This window comes from Rhodococcus sp. D-6, from assembly GCF_040256695.1.
Taxonomy (GTDB): Bacteria; Actinomycetota; Actinomycetes; order Mycobacteriales; family Mycobacteriaceae; genus Rhodococcus; species Rhodococcus pyridinivorans.
The window spans coordinates 4,035,685-4,049,794 of record NZ_CP132970.1; the positions used below are offsets into that span (position 1 = coordinate 4,035,685).

Annotated in this window: 18 protein-coding genes; 4 read left to right on the forward strand and 14 right to left on the reverse strand. The window is 65.9% G+C overall.

Translation table 11 applies throughout. The features are described from left to right. Positions 1-24: 24 nt before the first annotated feature. Positions 25-507 (reverse strand): hypothetical protein, encoded by a 483-nt coding sequence (locus RBB84_RS18845; protein ID WP_350246440.1) that lies wholly within the window; start codon positions 505-507, stop codon positions 25-27. Positions 508-580: 73 nt separating this feature from the next. Next, positions 581-1,246: a hypothetical protein gene (locus RBB84_RS18850; protein WP_193904151.1), complete on the reverse strand. Its 666-nt coding sequence runs from the start codon at positions 1,244-1,246 to the stop codon at positions 581-583. A gap of 253 nt (positions 1,247-1,499) precedes the next feature. Between RBB84_RS18850 and RBB84_RS18855 the strand changes: the two genes are divergently transcribed. Then, positions 1,500-2,132 (forward strand): DUF2510 domain-containing protein, encoded by a 633-nt coding sequence (locus RBB84_RS18855; protein ID WP_138845959.1) that lies wholly within the window; start codon positions 1,500-1,502, stop codon positions 2,130-2,132. A 121-nt stretch (positions 2,133-2,253) separates the two neighbouring features. On the opposite strand, the gene dnaG is transcribed toward RBB84_RS18855, so the two are convergent. After that, positions 2,254-3,996, reverse strand: coding sequence for a DNA primase (gene dnaG, locus RBB84_RS18860; RefSeq protein WP_350246442.1), 1,743 nt, complete (start codon positions 3,994-3,996; stop codon positions 2,254-2,256). 38 nt (positions 3,997-4,034) lie between these two features. Here dnaG and RBB84_RS18865 point away from each other — a divergent pair, with 38 nt between their 5' ends. Then, positions 4,035-4,571, forward strand: coding sequence for a hypothetical protein (locus tag RBB84_RS18865; RefSeq protein WP_350246443.1), 537 nt, complete (start codon positions 4,035-4,037; stop codon positions 4,569-4,571). 80 nt (positions 4,572-4,651) lie between these two features. Here the strand turns inward: RBB84_RS18865 and RBB84_RS18870 are convergent, their stop codons facing one another. From RBB84_RS18870 to RBB84_RS18905, 8 genes are all read right to left on the reverse strand, one after another. Then, positions 4,652-4,909 (reverse strand): GNAT family N-acetyltransferase, encoded by a 258-nt coding sequence (locus RBB84_RS18870; protein ID WP_350246444.1) that lies wholly within the window; start codon positions 4,907-4,909, stop codon positions 4,652-4,654. Further along, the gene (locus RBB84_RS18875) at positions 4,906-5,133 is read right to left on the reverse strand and encodes a hypothetical protein (protein WP_350246446.1); all 228 of its coding nucleotides are present in this window, start codon (positions 5,131-5,133) and stop codon (positions 4,906-4,908) included. Before RBB84_RS18875 ends, RBB84_RS18870 begins: the two co-directional genes overlap by 4 nt. A 107-nt stretch (positions 5,134-5,240) precedes the next feature. Continuing rightward, positions 5,241-5,627, reverse strand: a complete 387-nt coding sequence (locus RBB84_RS18880) for a hypothetical protein (RefSeq protein ID WP_138845962.1) — start codon at positions 5,625-5,627, stop codon at positions 5,241-5,243. Between the two features lie 169 nt (positions 5,628-5,796). Continuing rightward, the gene (locus RBB84_RS18885; RefSeq protein WP_229568621.1) at positions 5,797-6,708 is read right to left on the reverse strand and encodes a nucleotidyl transferase AbiEii/AbiGii toxin family protein; all 912 of its coding nucleotides are present in this window, start codon (positions 6,706-6,708) and stop codon (positions 5,797-5,799) included. A gap of 353 nt (positions 6,709-7,061) precedes the next feature. Further along, positions 7,062-7,697 carry a type IV toxin-antitoxin system AbiEi family antitoxin domain-containing protein gene (locus RBB84_RS18890; protein WP_138845964.1) on the reverse strand — a complete coding sequence of 212 codons (636 nt, stop codon included), beginning with the start codon at positions 7,695-7,697 and terminating at the stop codon, positions 7,062-7,064. A gap of 158 nt (positions 7,698-7,855) precedes the next feature. Further along, positions 7,856-8,281: a hypothetical protein gene (locus tag RBB84_RS18895; RefSeq protein ID WP_138845965.1), complete on the reverse strand. Its 426-nt coding sequence runs from the start codon at positions 8,279-8,281 to the stop codon at positions 7,856-7,858. Next, positions 8,281-8,430: a hypothetical protein gene (locus RBB84_RS18900; RefSeq protein ID WP_175428138.1), complete on the reverse strand. Its 150-nt coding sequence runs from the start codon at positions 8,428-8,430 to the stop codon at positions 8,281-8,283. The genes RBB84_RS18895 and RBB84_RS18900 overlap by 1 nt, the downstream gene beginning before the upstream one ends. A gap of 245 nt (positions 8,431-8,675) precedes the next feature. After that, a complete protein-coding gene (locus tag RBB84_RS18905) occupies positions 8,676-9,620 on the reverse strand; it encodes a DUF932 domain-containing protein (protein ID WP_169690399.1) in 945 nt (314 codons plus the stop codon). A 366-nt stretch (positions 9,621-9,986) separates the two neighbouring features. Between RBB84_RS18905 and RBB84_RS18910 the strand changes: the two genes are divergently transcribed. Both RBB84_RS18910 and RBB84_RS18915 read left to right on the forward strand, forming a co-directional pair. Then, positions 9,987-10,661: a helix-turn-helix domain-containing protein gene (locus RBB84_RS18910; RefSeq protein ID WP_350246449.1), complete on the forward strand. Its 675-nt coding sequence runs from the start codon at positions 9,987-9,989 to the stop codon at positions 10,659-10,661. Next, positions 10,658-11,086, forward strand: coding sequence for a hypothetical protein (locus RBB84_RS18915; RefSeq protein ID WP_169690397.1), 429 nt, complete (start codon positions 10,658-10,660; stop codon positions 11,084-11,086). The genes RBB84_RS18910 and RBB84_RS18915 overlap by 4 nt, the downstream gene beginning before the upstream one ends. Here the strand turns inward: RBB84_RS18915 and RBB84_RS18920 are convergent. Genes RBB84_RS18920 through RBB84_RS18930 form a run of 3 tightly spaced genes read right to left on the reverse strand, consistent with a single transcriptional unit; the run spans position 11,061 to position 14,070 of the window. Next, positions 11,061-12,437 carry a cytochrome P450 gene (locus RBB84_RS18920; protein ID WP_350246451.1) on the reverse strand — a complete coding sequence of 459 codons (1,377 nt, stop codon included), beginning with the start codon at positions 12,435-12,437 and terminating at the stop codon, positions 11,061-11,063. The two genes, RBB84_RS18915 and RBB84_RS18920, sit on opposite strands and share 26 nt — an antisense overlap. Further along, complete coding sequence (locus tag RBB84_RS18925) at positions 12,430-13,641, reverse strand: MAB_1171c family putative transporter (protein ID WP_350246452.1); 1,212 nt, start codon at positions 13,639-13,641, stop codon at positions 12,430-12,432. Before RBB84_RS18925 ends, RBB84_RS18920 begins: the two co-directional genes overlap by 8 nt. Continuing rightward, positions 13,642-14,070 (reverse strand): ImmA/IrrE family metallo-endopeptidase, encoded by a 429-nt coding sequence (locus RBB84_RS18930; protein ID WP_217580336.1) that lies wholly within the window; start codon positions 14,068-14,070, stop codon positions 13,642-13,644. It abuts the gene before it with no gap. Between the last annotated feature and the right edge of the window lie 40 nt (positions 14,071-14,110).

The window sequence follows — 14,110 nt, forward strand, 5'->3', positions numbered from 1 at the left end:
GGTGTTTCAGAGCTTGTGCGGCCGTCAGGCCGTGGTGTCGAGCAGTGTGGATACCGGCTTCAGTGCCCTGTTGACGAGATCGCACAGGGTCGCGATCACGTGGTTGATCTGGGCGGCAGGGTCGTACAGGTGGTGCGCGGAGAACATGTCGGTATCGCGGGTGACGTTCGGGAGTGCGAGTCGGAGGGTGTCGATGTTCGGGAGGTCGAGGTACACGACGCCGCTGAGGGATTGCTCATTCGGTTCGGGTCCGACGAGGTCCACGGTGACCTCGACGGCAGCGCCGGCGACCGCACCGTGCAGGGCGAGGGCAGGCTCGGTCGAGGTCAGCGTCTGCCAGACTCCGGCCAGGTATTCGGCGAGAATGCCGTATGCGCTGTCGAGGTAGGCAGAGCCGTGGTGGAACCACGGGTCTTTCGGGAGGAGGCGGTCGATCCGGTCCTCGTCGGCGATCAGGTGGGCTGCGAAACTGGCGACCGTTGCGGGTTCCGCACTGACGGTGATCATGGGTCTTCCCTTCGGTGGCTCGTGGTGTGGTCCGGCCCGCCCCAACGCATCGGGGCGGAGCTGTGTGTGGTTCTCAGACCTTGGCGCGCAGGATGCCGAACAACGTGTTGACCAGGTCTTCGACCGGTCCGTCGGTGGCGGCTTCCTTGAGCGCAGTGATGGTGTCGAGGACGGCGTGTGCGTTGTCGGCGCGGGTGGCGGCGTCGAGGTCGAGCACGTGGATCGAAGAGCTGGCATAGCTGACGGTCCCGTTCGAGACCACCACGAGCGGCGTGGCGGGGGTGGGGTGGCCGGCGGTTCGCGAGGCTTCCCTGGGGAGAGGCGTGGGCTGCTGGTCCTGCTCGGGCTGGGCGACCGGGACTGCGGGCTGCTCCGGCTCCGGGGTGGGTGCGGTGGTCCGCGGCTTCGCCTGTGCAGCGGGGCGCGGCTGCTCGCGTACCGGCGCGGCCGGTGCTTCGGCAGTCGACGCCGAATCGGGCGCGGAACCCGACGGGACGCCGCGAGTCGGCTCGGGGACTGTGGCTTGCTCCTCCCCCTCGGGAGTGAACTCGGCGGCGGGTGAGGGTGAGGGTGCGGCGTCGCCGGTCGCGGCCGGGGTTGGCTCGGGCGGGGTCGGTGTCGGGTCGCCGGTGGGTGTCGGCTCCTGGGCCGGCGCGGCGGCCGCGGGTCGCGTCGAACCAATCGGCTTGACGGGGCTTCGCCGTCCTCGACCGCGCGGCGCGGTGAATCCTGTCGTCATCGGTAAGTCCTTCCGGTTGGTGTGTTTTCGATCGTTGCTCCGAACGTAAGCAACGATGCCGACACCAATGCGCCGGTGTTGCAGTCTGTGTCGAGACTTCGCTTCGAGACGATCGAGCTCCTCTCCGTCGGGCGCTGCGAGAGCGCCGATCGCGAGGCAGCGGGGCGCCGCCGGGTGACGCGGACCTCACTCCGTGAGGTAACGACGAGCAGTCCAGTCCAGATAATTAGCGGACGAAAGGAATCAACAGCGCATGACCACCCCGCCGCCCGGCTGGCACCCCGATCCCGACAACCCCCACCTCGTTCGTTGGTGGGATGGACATCGGTGGACAGAACACACCCACCAGGCCACGAATTCAGCACCACCTCTTCCAGCGGCGGGGCACCCAGAATCTCAACAGCCTCAGGAGACCAATTCACGAAACTGGAAGACCACCGCGGCGAAGGTCGTGGGCGGAATCGTTGTCGTGTACTTGGTTCTCGTCGCGTGCGATCGCTTCGTGTTCGGTCCCGACCGCGACGAATCCGCAGCTCCGGCAGCGACAAGCTCATCGACCGCCCCCGTCGCAGAGGTCGAGGTACCGCCGTACGAGATCGCCAGCGACGACGATGACCTCATCATCGCCCATGTTCACCTCGGCAGCGATGACGCGCTTGGCCTGCGCCGAATCCATGTCAACCTGATGCAGCGCATCATGCGCGAGAAGCCCGACGGCGGATACTTCATCTACTACGACTGCGCCACTCCCAACCCCGACGGTTCTGTGAACCGCATTGGCACCGGCAAGGTTGCTGTCGGCCGGCTAGGCGCCGCACAAACGGGCCTCGAGATCAACGGCAACGAGCTACGCCCCAACTCAGGGCGCGTCTGCGAACCCGCGTAATTCTCCTCGTCTGACCGGGACCGATGCTCTGGATCGGTCCCGGTCAGCGTTGAACTGCCCTCGCTGCGAATCTGCTCTGCACCTGACTTGATCCCTCTGCTGTGGAACCTAACCCACCAGATCACTTCATGACACGGGATAGCCCGGCCGCCAACTGGGCGAACCTGCCAACCGAGTCGGGGTCGGCTGTTACCGCCCGCACCGCAGCCAACCGCGCCGGGCCGTACGCCCGCGCACATTCGCTCACCGCTCTCATCGGCTCCCGCTGCAGCGGTGCGCCGGCCCGCAACGCTGTCACCGCAGCACGCGCTGCCTCATCGGGAGCCGTGGACAGCAGCCAGGCCCATCGGTCCGGGATCTCCGGTGGGGCCACCGCGGCGCGCTCGACGACGGCGCAGTACCGGTCGGGAAGCAGATCTGCGAGTTCGAGCACCTCGGGTAGCTGCAGGCGACTCCACAGTGTTGGGTCGTCGACGAGTTGGGCCGCGAGATCTCGAATGCAGTCCAAACGCTCGATCGGAGTGACTTTGAGGGACGGCGGTGGTGACGGTGGGGCGGGGACCTGAAGTTGGCCTTCGGGGATCCCGAGTTCGCCGGCCAGCCATCGTCGGTACCGCAGGATCAGGACGTCGTCGGTGAGTTCGCCGAGCATCGCTGTTGCCCGGCGCGCGGCCACGGCTGCCTTCTCGGGTGTGTCAGCGTCGACGAGGAGGCGGCCGAGGATCTGCCGAATCAGAGGTTGACGTGCGTTTACGGCGTCCCTTACGGCTTGGTCGCCGTGATCGGCGCGCAGCTGACACGGGTCCGAACCGCTCTTCCCCGGAACTGCGAGGGTGACCGTCGCGAACTGGTGGCAGGCGACAGCGATCTTCCAGGCGGCGGTCTGGCCCGCGTCGTCCGCGTCGAACATCACGACGATCTCTCCGTCGGACCCGAGGAGTCTGGACAGCAGTCGTGCGTGTGTCGCGGTGAAAGCGGTGCCGCACACACCGACGACCTCGGGATGTCCGGCGGCTGCCACTGCCATGACGTCGGTGTATCCCTCGACGACGATCACGCGTCGCTGCCTGACGATGGCGGGTCGTGCGGCTGCAAGCCCGAAAAGCGTGTCGGACTTGCGGAACAGAGCACTGTCGTCGCTGTTGACGTATTTGCGGTAGCGGTCGGGGTTGTGGCCGGGGTCATCGAGGCTGCGACCGGCGAGCCCGACGATGCGGCCCTGCGGGTCGCGCAGGGGCCAGATCAGTCGGCCGGCGAAGGTGTCGTAGGGCTGACCGGCCCGGCCCCGACGGATGAGCCCGGCATCGTGTCCAGCATTCGCGGGCAGCCCGCGGGTGGCCAGGTGTGCGCCGAGGACCGTGGTGCGGCCGCGAGGTGCGAAGCCGATCCCCCACTGACGGATGTGCGCGTCGGTGAAGCCGCGCTCGGTCAGGTACTCACGGGCAGACGCGGCGGCGGGGTCGTCAGTGATCGCGGTTGCGTACACCTCGGCGGCGATCTCTAGGGCTGCACGCAGCAGTTTCGGTGTCCCTTCTGTGCTGCTGCGGTGTGCCTGCTCGCGGTCGGTCAGGATCGCCGCCCCAACCTGTTCGGCGAGCTGTTCGACCGCTTCACGGAAGGTGAGCTGCTCGACGAGTTCGAGAAAGGTGATGACATCCCCGCCTCGGTCGCACCCGAAGCAGTGAAAGACCCCGGTTCCGGGGTTGACGTAGAACGAGGGCGTCCTTTCGTCATGGTCCGGGAGCGGACAGCAGCCCTTCGCCTCTCCCCTGGATGCAGGAACCAGACGCGTATAGCGGGCGACGATCTCGTCGATCCTGGCCCGCTCCCGGATCTGTTCGAGGGTGTCATCGGGGATCCTCATGCAACGCTCCTCACGGTTACCGCGCCGAGAGCCAGCTGGTGGCCCCGCTCGACGCTCGCTTGATGGTGCTCCAAGCGGCGGAGGCCACCGTACGGTCGGGCTTCACCACGCCGACCGATTGCCAAAGACGCCTCCGCGGCCGGCAGCGCAGCACTGGCAGTGTGCAGCAGGGATGGGGTGTGAAACACCAGGCAGGTACGGATTCGACGATGGTGCCGTCATTCTCGATCACTACGAAATCTGGAGGACCCATGCCGGTGAAGGCATTGCCCACGTTGCGGGCTGCGGAATCTGCCGAGGATCTCGCGAAGGCGATGGTCCTTCACAGTCAGACGCCCCGTTGCTACGAGATCGAGGATCCGGCGGAGGCGAACGCGGTGCGGGCGCTGAACGTCGTGGGAGTGCTCGCCGACTACATGCGGCTGGTCGGCGATGCCGGTGAGGATCTGAAGATCGGGGTCCTCGATCTGCTTGTTGATCTGCACCATCTCACGGATGCGGTTGGGGTCGACTGGGATGAGGTTCTCGACGACAGCAACAGGCACTACCGAGCCGACGTTGCGGGCGAACTCTGATCGTTGGAGGTCTCGGGCTGGCTGCGCGTGATCCCGATCCCGTGGCCAGCCACCACCGGCTTCGCGTGGGTGAACAGCGGTCAGTTGAGGTGCTTGGTGAGGTGGATCAGGGCGTAGCCGGCGGGGGTCGGCGTGCGCCCGGTTTTGCGGTAACCGTGTCCTCCGTACAGGCGCAGGTTGGCTTCGCTGTGTTCACCGGTGAACAGTCGTAGTTCGGTCACTCGCGGTTGCAGGTGCATCTCGGCATGGTGAAGAAGTTGGGTGCCAAGGCCGCGACCTTGCTGGTCGGGTGCGACGACGAGGCGGCCAAGTTCGGCCGCATGGGGTTCGTGGTTCATGCGGGGAGGCGGACGGCAGCGATGAGGCGTCCGGTGTCGTCGCGGATGCCTAATGCGGTGACCGCGGGCTGGACGAGTTCGGTGATCAGTTCGTCGAGGGTTTCGGTCAGCGGTGGGAGTTCGAGGTCTCGGTGGGCCTGCGCTTCGGCGACGTAAGCGGCGCGTTGGAGGGTCAGCAGTTGCCCTGCATCGGCGGTGGTCAGGGTCATGGGTTCGTATGGCATCGGTCCATCGTCCTCGCTGGTGCTGGGGTTCTCGCATTGGTTGGACAGAACCCATGGCCAATCCCGGTTGTCGGCGCTGGTTCATCAATTGGCGGCCAGGCCGGAGGTCAGGCGTTGGACTCGGTGGCTGACTTCGACGCGACCTCAGGTTGGGGTTCCATATCCGCGCCGGTGATTCGGATGAGGGATACCGCGGTGAGGGCGAGGCCAACGAGGATCAGGAGCAGCGAGAACGCGCCGTAGCCCTGCAGACTGGGACCGGTGCCGATGAACCAGCCAATGAGGGAAATTGCGGCGAGGATGCTGGAGGCGATGGGGCGAGCGTTGGCGGCGTAGCGGCGAGCGAGCCAGACCAGGGCAATCGAGGCGAGGACCGTGGCGACTGCGGGCGCGGGGATCGCGAGCAGCACCAAGGGGACGTAGAGCCACTTGCGGGCTCCGATGCCGGCAGCGGCGACGAATGCGGCCATCGGGATGATCAGCGACAGGGTCATGGTCGGCTCCTGGTGTTAGGGCGGCGGTGCGGTTTCACCGTCTCGTGCGCCGAGTTCCGTTGTTGCAGCGGCGATCTGTGCAGTGCTGGTTTGGGCATTCGCCACGTGCGAGGGTGTCGGACAGCGTGAGTTCTGGCCGGGAGGGTGCCGGGCGTGAGCCCCGGGACGGTTAGTCGTCGAGCCAGGCGCCAGCGTCCGGGCACCACGTGCCGGTGGTGCGGGTGCTGTCGAGCAGTGGGTTCAGGCATGCGCCCACCGTCGCGAGGGCGTGGTCGAGATCGGTGTACTCGGAGGGGAGTCCAGCGAGTCGAGCGGTGCGACGGTAGCCGTCATGCCAGCGGTCGCCGGGTACGGATATGGCTGTGACGGCGGGCATCTGTCGACGGCGGAATTCGCTGGTGAGCGCCGCATGGGTGTCGGCGGCGGGGATGGCGCAATGGGTGACGATGAACAGCAGATCGACCAGGTCGTGGAAGCGGGTCGACGGCGAGCGACGCGGGCCGTAGCGGAAGTAGGTCGCGGCGATCTTGTCGGCCAGCTGGTCCGCGATGGGATAGAGGGCGATCGCGGGCGTGGGGGTGATGCCGTCGAGGTCGAGTACCGGTGCCGGAGCGAGGCGTTCGATGCGTCCGACGGTGCTACGGCCGACGACCAGGTCGACGGGGAAGTTCCCGGCGGGGGTGGTTCCGAGGTGTGCGTTGACGCGCACGGTGGCGCCGCCGGTCAGGCCGTGGAGCGTGGCTGGCACGCTGATCGTGAACCGGAACGGGTCGAGACCTTCGGTAGCGGCGATGGTCGCTCGCAGGTCGTCGATTGCCGTTTCGGCGTCGGTGCCTGCGCTGGTGTGGAGCAGGTCGAGGTCCTCGCTGTGCCGTGCGCCTGCGAGACGGACCAGGAGCCCGGTGCCGCCGGTCAGGATCCAGGGAGCGGTGGGGTCGGCGAACACGCGGGCAAGGAACCGTTGAGCCAGGAACTGGCGGCGGACCTGTGCGGCTGGTGCGCCGGTGGCAGCAGCTACGGACTTGATGCGTGCGTTCAGGGCCATGTGGAAGGCGCCGGTGCTGCGGTATCGCTGGGTCATGCAGGGAATCGTCTGCGGCGGTGGTTCCCGGTGTTGCAGTGCAGTTTCCGGTCCGGGAGGGCGACGAATAGCCGGCGTCTCCTGGGAGCGTGAGCGTGTTCGCGGACAGGGGGGACCGACAGTTCATGACGCTGCAGTGCATTCCCGCGTCGCCGGTAACAGCAGTTGAACGTCGGCTTTTGGGGCGAGCCTGCTGGGATTCACCATGGCATCCCGTGGCACTCGTACCGGGATGTCTGGGACAGGTTGGAGGACGATCGCCGGGCAGAGTTCGAGGAGATGGTCGGTCTACCGTTGTCTCCCGGCGATTGAGTAGACCCCGTGTGCCCCGAGGATGAACCTCTGGGTGTTGGTCAGGCGAGGAGATGCTCGAGCAGCCGCTGGCCGTTGTTGCGGGGGTGGCCGTAGCGGCGGGAGTGCCGGTCGAGGATTGTGGCGGCCGCGTCGTAGGTGAGTCGTCCGGTGCTGATTGCGGTGTGGATGATTCCGGCGAGGTGGCCACCGTCGAGGAGGTCGGCGGCGAGGTCGTCGATGGTGCGTGCTGCGGTGGTGACGGGTAGGCCGTCGACGAGCTCGGTGTCGTCGGAGGCGAGGGCGCCGACGTGGAATCGCTGGTCGGCCAGTCGGGTCTGGCGCCGGCGCGGGAGGGTGAACTCGAGGTGGTCTGCATCGACGTCGCCGAGCTGAAGGACCTTGGCGGCACTGCGGTGTGAGACGGCTGCGGTGATGGGGTCTTCGGTGAGGCGCTCGTCGGCGGTGCGGGTGGGGTCGAGTGCGAGCCAGGCTGCCCGGAGGTCTTCGTGGGGGTGCCAGGGGGCGCCGTGGATGCGGTGGATGCCGTGGCGGACGTGGTGGATGGCGCCGGCGTCGGCGAGGGTGGCGAGGTGCTTGGGGTGCATGCCGGCGGCGCGGGCTTGGGCGGTGGTGAACAGGCCCCATTGGGTGGTGGCGAGTTCGGCTGCGATTGTCAACCAGCGTGTCCCGTTCATGCTGCAAAAGTACCCCTTTCATGGAACGGGTATTTCAGTCACATATTTCGGCATCCGTAGCGTCCTCCGCGCCTAACGGACAGCCCCATTGCCCCGTCCCGCCATGCACACCAGCGGCCTCACCCCACAGAGGTCGGGTGAGGCCGCGAGGTGGATGGTCAGGCGAAGCGATGACGACCGTAGAGGTCGTCGGCGCACGAGTCGTCCTCGTCATAGGTGCGACCGCACGCAGCGCACCGAGGCGCGCCACCAGGCAGCGTGACGAGATACGTCTGGGCGTCACGGTCGTAGGCGGCAGCACCCGAAGGGAGCGCCGAGACAACGTCGGTGAGGTCATCGTCGGGATCGATGCCATCGATGTCGACCGTGCCGTCGATCATGTCGCGGCCGCCATCGGCGAACATGCCCATGAGGTAGTACCCGTCACCGTCACAGCCCAGGTGCAAGGCCCGAGCATCCGGGTGCACCACGGCAGCAACCTGTCGGACGCGTTCGACCGCCAAGCGCGCGATCTGATCGGTGGCGTCGTTCCGAACGCTCTCCCATACGTCGATCTGAGCGCAGATCGTGTCGAGAACAGTCATCACCTCACCTGCTCGGAGATCGCACGGCGGCGGGTGGCGGAGCGGTCGCCCCGCCACTTGCCCTTCGCGGCGCGTGCGCGGCCGTTGGGCTGAAGCCGCCCGGACGCGTGGGCGACGTTGAGCTTGTGGCGGAGCTGCCGGGCACTCATTTTCCCGGTTGGCTGCACGATGGTCATCACGGGTGTCCTTTCTGCTGGTTGGAGTGATGACTCGACCCTGCTCCCCTCCGACCTGCAGTGTTGCAGTCCTAGTACCCGGAAAACACGCGATACCCGTGATACCCGTGATACCCACGGTTCGCGGGAGGTCGGCTGAATTAGAGGCGGACAGCACAACGCGCCGACGAGAAAGGGCGGGGAGGCCTGCAGGCCTCCCCGCCCTTTCCAGCGAGCGATCAAACGCCGGCGAGAATCTTCATTGCCCGGTCCTTGGCGCCTTGGGCGGTGCCGTCGAGTTGACGCGTCGCCCGGGCGTCGTCGCCGCCCCGGACCGGTGCGAACCAGTCGACGTACTCGGTCAGCGCCGAGTACGCGCCCCAGCGGCTTCCCCGGCCGAGATCGTTGGTGTCCGCGAAGCGGAACAGTTCGATCAGCTCGTGACGACGGCGCTCCCACCGGCCGAACTCGCGCGCGTTCTCTTCGTCGGGCCGCGGGTACATAGCGTCGATGAACGCGCCGAACTCAGTCAGCGTCATCGGGGTGTCGAGCATGTGATCCGCGATCGCGCTGAACTCCTTCGCGAAGCGGACCGCGCCCTGAACCATCGTCGTAGCGGCAGCGAGTCGATCGTGCGCGGAACGGGTGTGACCGATCGCGAACGTAGCGGGAAACCCGATGTTTGCGGTCATCCCATTCGTGCAGACCAGACGCTTCACTCGGGCCTCGCCCGAGACGCGGCCGGACCCATCGTGGGCAGTGCGAAGTAGGAGCGTGAAGGCCACCAGATCCTTGCCGCCGACCTTCACCGCCGCATCCGGCAGATCCAGCTCCAAGTACGTCTGTCGACCCCCGCGCAAGGCGCCGCCGGTGGCGAACCGGGCGCCCATCGCGACCGCAGCGTCGGCGGCGGCGAATGCGTCCGCGTTGGTGACAGGTGTGTACCGGGCACCGCCGAGGTGCAACGCCTCCTTGGTGTCCGAACGCAGGAAGAAGCGCATCCCCGGCATGCCGGTCATGGTGACCCCACCTGGGGTGGTGAGGGCGAAGCTATCGGCCGGGTGCTCTTCGATCCCCCAGGCCAGCCCGGCGAGTTCGAGGGCATCGTGGACGTTGCGTGCGGCGCTGATGTCGGCGCCGAGTGCGCGGCTGGCGGGGATGCGGGTGGCGGCGGGAGCGGTCATGTGAACCTCCGATGTGGCTGGGATGCGATGTCGGATTCGACGCTATGAACGGGCCGCTGCTGTGTTTCAGATCTCACGCGAATGGAGCGTCCACAGTTAGTTCTCATGAACCGTGCCTGTACTGCGAGAAGCGGTCGCTTCGCGTCGGACAGCCGGGAGAACCAGTGTTTCTATCGGACATAATGCTGCGCATCCGTCCCGTCGTGCGGCTTCAAAAGTGACACCCTGGCATCATTCGAACAGAGGACATGTCCAAGACAGATGTAATAGCCGCAGGTCATGTGGCGAATAAGGAGGCATGTCGATCGTGAACTTTTTTCGCCATCAATTAGCTTTGATGTCGCTTGGTCCCCTAGGCTGTGAGGCATGAAGGCGTCCAACCGCGTCCGCTTCGGACGTATCGTGCGCGAGCGCCGCGAAGCACTCGGGATGACGCAGGACGACGTCACAGCAGCTGGTGGCCCCTCGGACACCACACAGACGCGCATTGAGCGCGCGGAAGGCAGCGAGCCGACCGCCACCACCCGCAATCGCTTCGATCATGCGTTGCGATGGGAGCCGGGCAGCGCGGCACGTGTGTGGGCCGGCGGACATCCCACCCCTCTGCCCGAACCTCCAGTCCGTCCAGCTTCCCTTGCGCCAGCGTTCGAACTCGGGCCGATGGAAGTCCCTGTTTCGCTCGAGCAGCTCACGGAACTGTTGGAGATCCTGAATTCGTTGACTGTCCTCGCCGAGGAAGACGACGGCAATCATCGGCTGGCCAGCACCACTGAGGCGTTGCAGCGCTTTGTTTCCTCCCTGACCGGGACCTGGGTCACCGACATCCTCGAACGGAACCGTAGTTCGAAGAACGGCATCCCTACCATGATCGAATTCGCGTTCAGCGCGCATCTTGCTGAACCGGTCGATCCTGAGGAACCCTCTGCCGAGGAGCGCTACTACCGGCGCTGGTTGATTGGCCGCGCAAACGGCATACCGGAAGAACTAGCGGCACGATTCGAGGAACGATTCGCTAGCCGCAGAGGAGGCATCGACTCGTGACAGCTGCCGAAGTGGCTACGCGTGTAGACCGGCTGTTCCAGCTCGCCCATGAGTTCGGACAGTCCGAGCGGTCTGCTCAGTCTGTCGCCGCAGCGGTATCTGCTGATCTGGGTACAGAGATCACCGCCGATGACATCATCGCGTTGCGCAGCGGTACCCACCCGGGCGCGGGCGATGACCTCCTCGCAGCCATCGCTCGTGAGTTCTCTGCTCCCGAGAACTACTTGATCGACCTTCCGGGGACCGCGAACTACGACCTGCAGTTCCGCGCGCTGATCGCAGCCCGCGACGCCAAACTCAACGGCATCTGCTTCCGCGGCGGCGATGGCGCCCAGAGCAGCCTCGAATCGCTGGTTACCGAACTCGAGGCGCTGGTGGACGAACACCGCCGCGGCTCCATTACCTCGGACGGAACTCGAGTTTGAGCCCTGCCGGCCGCAAGGTCAGCAGTTCGGCAACCTCCAAGGAGTAGTCCGGGTCGGCCACCAGGTCGTACTGGTGCACGATCGTCGCCAGCGCGAGCTGCATCTCGTGCAACGCGAACTGCCGACCGATGCACGACCGAATCCCGGTGCCGAAGGGCTTGTAGACGTGACCGGGACGTGCCTTGACGTTCTCGGGCAGGAACCGATCCGGGTCGAAGCGCTCGGGGTCAGGCCCCCAGACCGGGTCCCGGTGCAGACGCAGCAACAGGATGAATGCCCAGTCCCCTGCCTTGAACTCGTAGCCGCCGGCCACGGTGGTGTCCTCGATTGCTTCCCGGAAGTAGCCTGGCGCTGCAGGCCACAGACGCAACGTCTCGTCGATCACTCGGCGGGTGTAGCGCAGCTTGGAAACCTGGTCGAAGGATAGCTGCGGCCGGGACCGATCCGGCCACACGGCGTCGATCTCGGCGCGAACTTGGGCGGCAACTTCCGGATGGGTGGCAAGCAGATGCAGCGCGAACGACAGCGCATTCGACGTGGTCTCGTTGCCGGCGATCAGGAAGGTGATCACCTGGTCGCGGATGTTTTCGCGGTCGAGGTTCTTCCCGGTGTCAGGGTCCGGGTTGTTGAGCATCAGGTCGAGCAGATCGGAATGTGTCCCGGTGCCCTGCGCTCGGGCGTCGATCACGTCGTCGACGACCGAGCGCAGGTAGGCGATGTCCTCGACGTTCTGGCGGGCCTCTGCGCGGCCGAGCAGCTTGCCCAGGATCGGCAGTGGGATCGACGAGCGCTGTGAGTAGTCGAGAGCGCGTTGGATGGCTGAGACGAAGGGGTCGACTTCGTCGCGGTCGAACGAGCCGAACGAGCGGCCGAATCCGCACCTGCCGATGACCTCGCTGGTCAGCTTGCTCATCTCGGATGTGACGTCGAGGGCCTGGCTCGGGCGTTGGTCCCAGGACTTGAGGAGTTCGGCGAGGGTGTCGCTCATCGTGTCGTGGTAGCCCCGCATGGCGTCCTTGGTGAACCCGGGCATGAGGACGTTGTGGGCTGCGGTCCAGGCGCCGGTTCCATTGTCTGCGGTGAACAGGCCGTTGCCGGCAAGTTCACGCAGCTGGGCGATCGGCCGGCCCACGTGCTTGCGGAATCGGGTCTCGTCGTTGAGGTCAGCCACGACGTCGGCGCCGGACGCGAAGGTCAGGTGCATGCCCATGATCGTGCGGCGGTAGATCGGGCCGAGAAGCTCGTGCATGACGAGGGTCTTCTGGTTGGGCTTGGCGCGATCCATGCCGAGTACGTCGCCGACGATGGGAAGTCGTTTGGGGGGATGCGGAATGGTGTTGTGCTCAGCCATGTGGTGTGGACAGCCCGGGCCGCCCATGTCCTTCCGTGGTTGTCTGTTCTTCGGTCTCGGTGCGGAGGGTGTGAGGAGCTAGTACCCATCCGCGGGCCAGTTCTTCAAGATCGAGATGGTTGAGGTCGGAGGGAGTGGCGGAAGACGACTCGGGAGGAGTCCCGGTGCGATAGCCCTCGATCGCCTCCTGCACCGCAAGCGCTGCTGTCACGCCGACCCGGTCGCGCTCACGGATGTGCGACAGGTCGGGGGTGCGCCGGGGAATCAGTCGCGGCGGAAGATAGTCGCGAAGCCGGATTAGGGTGTCCCAGATTTCGATGCTCATTCGCTGAGCGAGCTCGTCGGCGCGGTCGGGGCGCTGTTGCAGGATGACGGTCGGCACAGCGCCGGACAGGTCGTTCCACATGGGGGTGAGACGGCGGACCTGACGGCTCGATTTGTCCAGTCCCATTCGCTCTGCCAGTCGGTTCACCAGCGGGCCGGTCAGTACGAGCGCGATGAGGGTCACTTCGGGCAAGAACAGCACATCGTTCGATTCGCTACGCCAGATTGTGAACGCGTTGCGGTGACCGCCGTAGAGGAAACAGGCGTTGATGATGCGGGTGGTGGAGTCGAGCAGGGAGATCGCGCACGCCACGACGGCCAGCGCGAATCCGACGGCCGCCAGCGCACTCTTCGTTTGCCGTGCCGCTTCGATGAGGAGCACCGCCACCGCGCTGATCGCGACGATCGTAGGGGCCGCATAGACCACCATGTAGGCGATCAGCTGCCATCCGCCATGTTGTTCGAGCGTCTGTCCGGCGGCACGGGCAGGTGCAGAGAGCGGGAAGAGCGCGAGTCCCATGGTCAAGACCACGGTATAGACGATCGGCTGCGTTTCGGGCCGGTGCCATGCGGCGGCGAGACCGGTCGTCGATCGTTCCGCAGGGGCGGCCCAGAGCGCGCATGCGCCGATGATCGCCGCACTGGCGAGCATGGCGAACATGTGGGTTGTCTGACGGATAACTGACGGATCCACGAGGTGCTGGGCCAGCTGGTCCTGGATGTGGGGGTCACGCAGGAGTGCACAGAATCCCCAGAAGACGAGCATGGTCGTCAATCGCTGGTCGAGGCGCGAGTGTAGGAACAGCGCCCGTAGCAGGGCGACGGTGAGAAGGATGATCATCATCGGCCACTCGATGGCGGCCGGCAGTGTCGAGGTCATCTATCGACCCCGAAGCAGCCGTAGCGCCCGACCGACGCGCGTGGCAACTTTCGGGTTGCTGGATCGGACACCGATGCCCAGGTGTTCGACGTCATTGCGCAGTAGGTGCAGGGCAAGGAGTTCGGCCTCCTGTTCTTCGGGTCGGTCGTAGTTTGTGCGGCCGAAGACCTTCTTCACGAGTTCGGGGTCCACGTCGGGAGCGAGTTCGCGGGCCAGGGCTTGGCGATCGGTTTCACCGTCGTCGTGGTTGAACAGCAGGTGTGCGAACTCGTGGTAGGTGATGAATCGTGATCGGGTCTCAGGTGTGTCGAGGGGGTAGTAGACGATGTCGCGGTCCTCGCAGACAAGGGTCCACCCACATGGAGCGTCGACGTGCTGATCGTCCGGTCGGGGCCGAATCTCGATGGGGACGCCGCGGCGGCGAGACAACCACGTCCTGAACTCTTCGAATGACCACGGGCCGGGCATC

Bases quoted from the DNA above. Each gene is read 5' to 3' on its own strand.
- RBB84_RS18890 (WP_138845964.1), bottom strand. From the start codon at position 7,697: ATGAACGGGACACGCTGGTTGACAATCGCAGCCGAACTCGCCACCACC.
- dnaG (WP_350246442.1), bottom strand. From the start codon at position 3,996: ATGAGGATCCCCGATGACACCCTCGAACAGATCCGGGAGCGGGCCAGG.
- RBB84_RS18905 (WP_169690399.1), bottom strand. From the start codon at position 9,620: ATGACCGCTCCCGCCGCCACCCGCATCCCCGCCAGCCGCGCACTCGGC.
- RBB84_RS18850 (WP_193904151.1), bottom strand. From the start codon at position 1,246: ATGACGACAGGATTCACCGCGCCGCGCGGTCGAGGACGGCGAAGCCCC.
- RBB84_RS18900 (WP_175428138.1), bottom strand. From the start codon at position 8,430: ATGAGTGCCCGGCAGCTCCGCCACAAGCTCAACGTCGCCCACGCGTCC.
- RBB84_RS18870 (WP_350246444.1), bottom strand. From the start codon at position 4,909: ATGAACCACGAACCCCATGCGGCCGAACTTGGCCGCCTCGTCGTCGCA.
- RBB84_RS18880 (WP_138845962.1), bottom strand. From the start codon at position 5,627: ATGACCCTGTCGCTGATCATCCCGATGGCCGCATTCGTCGCCGCTGCC.
- RBB84_RS18875 (WP_350246446.1), bottom strand. From the start codon at position 5,133: ATGCCATACGAACCCATGACCCTGACCACCGCCGATGCAGGGCAACTG.
- RBB84_RS18885 (WP_229568621.1), bottom strand. From the start codon at position 6,708: ATGACCCAGCGATACCGCAGCACCGGCGCCTTCCACATGGCCCTGAAC.
- RBB84_RS18920 (WP_350246451.1), bottom strand. From the start codon at position 12,437: ATGGCTGAGCACAACACCATTCCGCATCCCCCCAAACGACTTCCCATC.
- RBB84_RS18925 (WP_350246452.1), bottom strand. From the start codon at position 13,641: ATGACCTCGACACTGCCGGCCGCCATCGAGTGGCCGATGATGATCATC.
- RBB84_RS18895 (WP_138845965.1), bottom strand. From the start codon at position 8,281: ATGACTGTTCTCGACACGATCTGCGCTCAGATCGACGTATGGGAGAGC.
- RBB84_RS18855 (WP_138845959.1), top strand. From the start codon at position 1,500: ATGACCACCCCGCCGCCCGGCTGGCACCCCGATCCCGACAACCCCCAC.
- RBB84_RS18910 (WP_350246449.1), top strand. From the start codon at position 9,987: ATGAAGGCGTCCAACCGCGTCCGCTTCGGACGTATCGTGCGCGAGCGC.
- RBB84_RS18845 (WP_350246440.1), bottom strand. From the start codon at position 507: ATGATCACCGTCAGTGCGGAACCCGCAACGGTCGCCAGTTTCGCAGCC.